General features: G+C 44.1%; 6 protein-coding genes. 1 reads left to right on the plus strand and 5 read right to left on the minus strand.

All coding sequences use genetic code 11. The features are described 5' to 3' along the window. Nucleotides 1-109: 109 nt before the first annotated feature. From BLQ87_RS22830 to BLQ87_RS22850, 5 genes are all read right to left on the minus strand, one after another. Entirely contained in the window at nt 110-493 is a 384-nt protein-coding gene (locus BLQ87_RS22830; RefSeq protein WP_074611226.1) for a DUF3037 domain-containing protein, read from the minus strand. Then, nucleotides 471-1,268, minus strand: a complete 798-nt coding sequence (locus BLQ87_RS22835) for a HipA family kinase (RefSeq protein ID WP_074611227.1) — start codon at nt 1,266-1,268, stop codon at nt 471-473. The genes BLQ87_RS22830 and BLQ87_RS22835 overlap by 23 nt, the downstream gene beginning before the upstream one ends. A 95-nt stretch (nt 1,269-1,363) precedes the next feature. Further along, nucleotides 1,364-3,352 carry a tetratricopeptide repeat-containing sensor histidine kinase gene (locus tag BLQ87_RS22840; protein WP_083362015.1) on the minus strand — a complete coding sequence of 663 codons (1,989 nt, stop codon included), beginning with the start codon at nt 3,350-3,352 and terminating at the stop codon, nt 1,364-1,366. Nucleotides 3,353-3,443: 91 nt separating this feature from the next. Continuing rightward, a complete protein-coding gene (locus BLQ87_RS22845) occupies nt 3,444-3,905 on the minus strand; it encodes a DUF4268 domain-containing protein (RefSeq protein ID WP_074611228.1) in 462 nt (153 codons plus the stop codon). A 31-nt stretch (nt 3,906-3,936) separates the two neighbouring features. Next, nucleotides 3,937-4,620, minus strand: coding sequence for a pseudouridine synthase (locus tag BLQ87_RS22850; RefSeq protein ID WP_074611229.1), 684 nt, complete (start codon nt 4,618-4,620; stop codon nt 3,937-3,939). Between the two features lie 139 nt (nt 4,621-4,759). Here BLQ87_RS22850 and BLQ87_RS22855 point away from each other — a divergent pair, with 139 nt between their 5' ends. Continuing rightward, on the plus strand, nt 4,760-6,349 hold the full coding sequence (locus BLQ87_RS22855; RefSeq protein WP_083362016.1) for a M20/M25/M40 family metallo-hydrolase: 1,590 nt from the start codon (nt 4,760-4,762) through the stop codon (nt 6,347-6,349). Nucleotides 6,350-6,478 lie beyond the last annotated feature (129 nt).

Here is a 6,478-nt window from a genome sequence, read left to right on the forward strand (position 1 = left end):
TCTGTTTATCCTGTTCAAATCAGAAAATACCATTCCATAATGAAAGGGTTAGCGCTTCGATCAATCATCCTGAGGTGTATTTTTGGGTAAAATCTCCGGTTTATGAAACCTAAAGCACTAGCTGTGCGTACAACTTTTCCAGTGTCTCCTGCGCATCAATACAAAAGCCCGGATGCGTTTTAGAGGTCTGAACTACAGTACTGCGCGTTGCGGTTAGCCAGCGGAATCTGGAGGCCATATCCAGCGCTCCGATTGTTCCTCCTGCTTTCCCACCTTTACTGATCAGTTCAAAAGAACGCAGGTGATCCTGAAGCTCCTGACAATCGAGTTTACCGCAAAAGGCATTCAGCTTCGTTTCATTGGTTTCAAACAAGGCCTTCAAAAATTTCTGTTTAGCACAGTAAAGTATGATTCCTACATTCAGAAATTCTTCCCGTTCTACCCTTGGTACGACGCGGATTACAGCGTACTCAAATAAGTGTTTCTCTTGCATGCTGCGCTTCTTTTACAAATATTTCTGACTTTGCGATTCGTAACTCTAAAAACCTGGAGTATACCTCACGGTGTGCCTCAATGTGCTCAAACATGTTGTCCCCTGAAAGCCAGTCATCGGGAATCAGAGAAACAATAGCACGGATGCGTTCATTGGTAAGAATTGCCCTGAACTCCGCATCTACCTGTTCCAGTTCTGTCGCCTTGCTCAACAATACATGGTCCTTAATCAAAGAAAAAGGTCTTACTGCCTGTTCCTCCCAATTGTCCATCGAATGGTGGAAATATAAGGCAGCACCATGGTCGATCAGCCACAATTCCTTATGCCAGACCAACATATTTGTATTTCGCGCAGTACGGTCCATATTGGTTAAAAACGCGTCCAGCCATACAATTTGAGAAGCCGTTCTTTCATCCACACTGTTCACCAGCGGATCAAAAGTAATCGCTCCGGAAAGGTAATGTAAAGCCAGGTTCAGACCCACACTGGACCTCAGCAAGTCCTGAATTTCTTCATCAGGCTCTATCCTTCCAAAGTCTTTTTCCAGATTTGCAAATACCAGCTCCGGGATCCTCAATCCAAGTAAACGGGCAACTTCACCACCAATTAACTCGGCAATAAGTGCGCGAAGTCCCTGGCCTGCGCCACGAAACTTAAGTACATATAAAAATTCGTCGTCAGCTTCTGCAATAGCAGGCATTGAGCCTCCTTCACGTAAAGGGGTGACATATCTGATGACGTTGACAGTTCTAAGCTGGGGATGGTTATTCTTCACACCTGATTATTTTAGGAATCTCTGCTCCGGTTTTTGCCAAATATACTACAATTCCCAATATCGGTTCAATGGCGCGTGTTTTTCGCCTGTTATTCCTAAACTTTAAGTTCAATATTTATAGAAGTACCTTCATTAATTGCAGCATTCAGGTCCATCGTTCCATGGAGCAGCGCAACGCGGTTTCTGATGTTGCTCAGTCCTATGCCCTTGGCATTCTCAGCGGCACCGGCATCAAAACCTCTTCCATTGTCTTCTGCCGTGATCAGAAAAACGCTTTCATTCTGACTGCACTGTAACAGCAGCTGGGATGCACCGGAATGACGGACGGTATTGCTCAGGATTTCCTGAATGATCCGGTAAATATTGATCTTCACAGAGACCTCCATACTTTCCTGAATATCGAACAGTTGAAGTGTAATTTTAAGTCCGCTATTGTTAAACGTTTCGCACAAGTCTTTCAACGCTGTTTCCAATCCGAATTTCAATAACGTTTCGGGCATCAGGTTTCTGGCGATACTCCTCAGGTCGTTTACAGAATTGTCCAGCTGGGCAATGATCTTTCCTAACTCGGTGTCTTTTCCTGTGGAAGAAGTATTGGCGACTACATCCGAGAGGTTGATCTTTATCCCCGCCAGTGTTCCTCCAAGACCGTCATGAAGATCGCGCCCTACCCTTTGACGCTCGCGTTCCTCACCTTCCAGCATGGCATTACTGATGGTTAACTGTTGCTCCTGCTCCAGCTCTTTGAGCTGCTGCCGGTAATTGATCTCCTTTTGTTTGGTTAGCTTTTTATTATTCCTGAAATATAAGAGTCCAAAAAACGTAATGACCAGTAAAAATATAGCAATGGAACCCAGCAGCCAGGCAATGAGTCTATTGTTTTTAACAGACAATGCAGCTTTTTCATTCGTGGCTTTAAGGGAGCCTATTTCCCTCATATCTTCTGCTTTTTTGTATTGGATTTCCAGTTCATGGACATCTTTCTTAATCTTACTTTCGCTGATGCTATCGCCCATTTGGCTCACTCTTTTCATCCACTTATAGGCCTGAGGCATGTTTCCCATTCCGGCATAAGTCTCTGCGAGATCTGCGTAAACGAGTAACCGGTCTTCACTCAGGAACAACATGTCTTTCTGCTTCAACAGGTAGGAAGCGACGATAAGCGCTTTGTCGTATTTCTTCTGACTTTGCAATACATGGAGTTTCTGCATCAGTAAACGCTGCTCTTCATATCTTTTCTGGAGCTTCAAAGCCAATGCAATCCCCTTATCCAGACTTGCAATGGCCTTATTGTATTGTTTCGTATCATCGAAATACAGTCCTTCTGCAAAGTAGTAATCAAGGTATAAAGGATAATCCGGATTTGGGCCGAGTAAAACTGCCGCACTATCCAGCATGCGTTTAGCCTGCGGGTATTTTTTCAGGAAGACATAGTTTTCCGCTGCCGTATGGTAGGCGACAATTCTAAAGCTTTTCTTTGCTTTCACTTTCTCCAGAATCTGAAGTGTAGAGTCAATATAAACCTGTGCTTTATCAAACTGTTTGTTATTCTTAAATACCAGGGCCAGATCCATGTAGTTGATTCCCAGAAAAGCCGTATCGCCGGATTTGCGTGCATAGGGAATGGCTTTGTTCAATAAGGCATCGGCCATCCCTCTATAATTGTCTTTCAGCTGCTGTACTACGCCGTAATTGTGCCAGGACTTCGTTAAGAAAAGATAAGCCTCTTTGGTTTTAAATGGCAGCAACAGGACATGTGCTTTTTTAAAACTGGCCTCACTTTTATCAAGATCACTAAGGGATTGCACGGTCGCGGCATAGTAATGATAGATGGCCTGCAGGTACTCATTTTTTTTAATGAGTTTCCTTCCCTGCTCCAGGTAAATGGTGCTTTGTAAGCTGTCCGCATACAACAGTTGTTCGGATAAACTGAAGTTTGTTCTTGCCCTGAGGCTATCAGAGATCTGCTGTTGTAACATTCCTTTCAGGCTATCCACTAAAGAAATGCGTTTGGCAGGTTGCTGCGCCCTGGTGCCTGTAGCGAGGATTCCAAGGATCGTCAGCAGATAAAAAAATCTTGTCATACGACAAGATATAAAATAATTAAAACAGAATTATAGGGGCCGGTGCAAAATACCTGGAAACAGGTAGCTCTGAAAAAGCTGGCCTCAGCCTCTATTTAAAGGTATCAAAACTGTCTTTCGCGTCCGACCAGAAGTCGTCCAATGCAATTATTCTCGGCTTAAAGAAGGAGATCAGCTCCGGCCAGTCTTCTTGCTTATAAATGCTTACTCCGGGTAAAGTCTTCACAATTCTGCTCAGGGTCTTGTAGTTTTCATCCTGCTCATGCAACTGCCATTCCCATTCTTCATTCAGACTGGCATTCAGGAGGTTTTTAAATTCCAGGAACTGCTCAAACATCAGCTCCTGAATTCCCGGGTCCGGATGAGACATTTCTATCGCGATGGATGCAGATTTCTTATCGGCCTGCATCTTAAAGTGTAGATTTTTGATCCCGGTTTTATAGTTCACCCAATTGGTTCTTAATCCTTCAGCAGAAAGATGTGGCGCAATATATTGCCCGAAGGCTGTCCAAAATGCCTGTTTTAATTGCGAAGCCTGTTCCTTAGAGTACAATTTTTTATATTTTAATGGTAAATAGTCTTGGTTAAAGAGGCCAGCCCATCAGGGTCATTGTCCTTTGAAATTCGTCCTGAACGCCTGCTTTAAGATGGATCTGTTCTTTCGTTACCGGATGATTGAAGATCAGCTCTGAAGCATGCAGCAACATGGTCGTCATCTCCCATTCTTCTTTGAAAAACTTATTCTGTTTGTTGCATCCATGTTTGCGGTCGCCAATAATGGGATAAAAGATATGTGCAAAATGCCGGCGCAACTGGTGCATTCTTCCGGTGGTTGGTGTTGCCTCTACCAGAGAATACCGGGAAGTAGGATGTTTACCAAAAGCAACGTCCAGCTCTGCACGTTGCAGGGTAACAAAGGCTGTAAAGGCTTCCTGCATGGTTCCGTTTTCCTTAGCCAGCGGATAGTCAATCTCTCCGCTATCAGGTGCATAGCCCCTGAGTACAGCCAGATATTTCTTTTGCACTTCTCCATTCTGAAATTGCTGGTGCATGGCGATCTCCACGTCTTTCTCAAAAGCAAAGAGCAGCAGACCTCCGGTTTTCCTATCCAGACGGTGTACCGGACTCACATGTCTGTTTACCTGATCCCTAAGCAGCTGTAATGCAAACTCTTTTGCATCATTGGCAATAGAAGATCGGTGAACCAATAATCCGTGAGGTTTATTGATGGCAATGAGATGGTCGTCCTGATATACAATTTCCAGCATTTATCTTTTTTTGGCGAAGATAACCTTTTGTAGTTTTAGAATCGCCCCATTGTATCAACTTTGTTCCTTTTTGACGGAGTAGAAGCATTTATCCCTATCTTTCGATAACTATTTTCCAATTATCTAAACGCATTATTTAATGAATACCAAACAAACCACCACTTCCTTTGCTTTGTTAAAACGAAGCACAAGGGTCTTTTTTATGGCCATGCTGATTACCGGAAATATCAGTTATGCCCAATCAAAAAAAGAGACAGTTGACAAGATCGTCAAAGAAGCAACAGAAAATTCACAACTGGAAAACCTTGCCCATGAGCTGCTTGATGTCGTAGGCCCGCGATTGGTTGGCTCTCCCCTAATGAAACAAGCCAACGACTGGGCAGTGGCCAAATATGCGACCTGGGGAATTACCGCAAAGAACGAACAATGGGGCGAATGGCGCGGATGGGAAAGAGGGATTTCTCATATTGACATGGTGTATCCAAGGATAAAATCTCTGGAAGGAACACAATTGGCATGGAGCCCGTCAACAAAAGGAAAAGCAGTGGTTGGAGAGCTGGTGATTTATCCTGACCTCCCCGATTCCGTTTCTTTTAAAAGCTGGCTGCCAAGTGTGAAAGGGAAGTTTGTGATGTTTTCCATGAACCAGCCGACAGGCCGACCGGATTATAACTGGCAGGAATTCGCTACTCCTGAATCTTTTGAGAAGATGAAGAGCAACAGGACAAAACAGACGGATGCATGGCGTTCCAGAATCAGTAAAACAGGATTGAACTTAAAGGCATTGGCCCTGGCCTTTGAAAGCGCCGGAGCTTTAGGTGTAGTCACAAGCAACTGGTCTTCAGGATTCGGCGTGAATAAGATTTTTGGCGCCAATACCACAAAAATTCCTTCTATAGACATTTCATTGGAAGATTATGGGTTGCTGTACAGGCTGACAGAATCAGGGCATAAGCCAAAGATCAGTGTCAATGTGGGCTCTAAAGAACTTGGAATGGTGCCTGCTTTTAATACCATTGCCGAGATCAAAGGTGCTGAGAAACCAAACGAGTATGTGATCCTTTCTGCCCACTTTGATTCCTGGGATGGCGGAACTGGCGCTACTGATAATGGTACGGGAACAATCACCATGATGGAAGCAATCCGTATTTTGAAAAAGATCTATCCTAATCCTAAAAGAACCATTCTTGTAGGTCACTGGGGCAGCGAAGAACAAGGTTTAAACGGATCAAGGGCTTTTGTAGAAGATCATCCGGAGATTGTTAAAAACATACAGGTTGTATTTAACCAGGACAATGGAACAGGCCGGGTAGTTAACCTCGGCGGACAAGGATTCTTAAATGCTTATGCGTATCTCGGACGTTGGTTATCTATGGTTCCGGAAGACATTAAAAAACAAATTGCAACCACCTTCCCCGGAACACCGGGCAGCGGCGGTTCTGATTTCGCTTCCTTCGTGGCGGCTGGTGCTCCCGCATTTTCTTTAAGCTCTAACAGCTGGTCTTATGGAACGTATACCTGGCATACGAACAGAGATACTTATGATAAGGTGGTTTTTGATGATGTCAGAAGCAATGCGATCCTGACAGCTATCCTTGCTTATATGGCAAGTGAAGATCCGGAAACGACTTCCAAAGCAAAAAGTGTATTGCCAATAAATGTAAGAACCGGGGAGCCTGGAAGCTGGCCACAACCGGTGAAAGCAACGCGTAAAGGTGGTGTGAATTAAGCCTCCCCTACGATTAAAAAAAAGCGGTATCATTTGAAGTGAACCCCAAAAGTTGGACAAAAACTTTTGGGGTTTATCATTTATGGCAAAACACACATTTGAGGAGAAGCTCGATATAGTTTCTCAAGT

It is taken from the genome of Pedobacter steynii (assembly GCF_900103665.1).
Taxonomy (GTDB): domain Bacteria; phylum Bacteroidota; class Bacteroidia; order Sphingobacteriales; family Sphingobacteriaceae; genus Pedobacter; species Pedobacter steynii.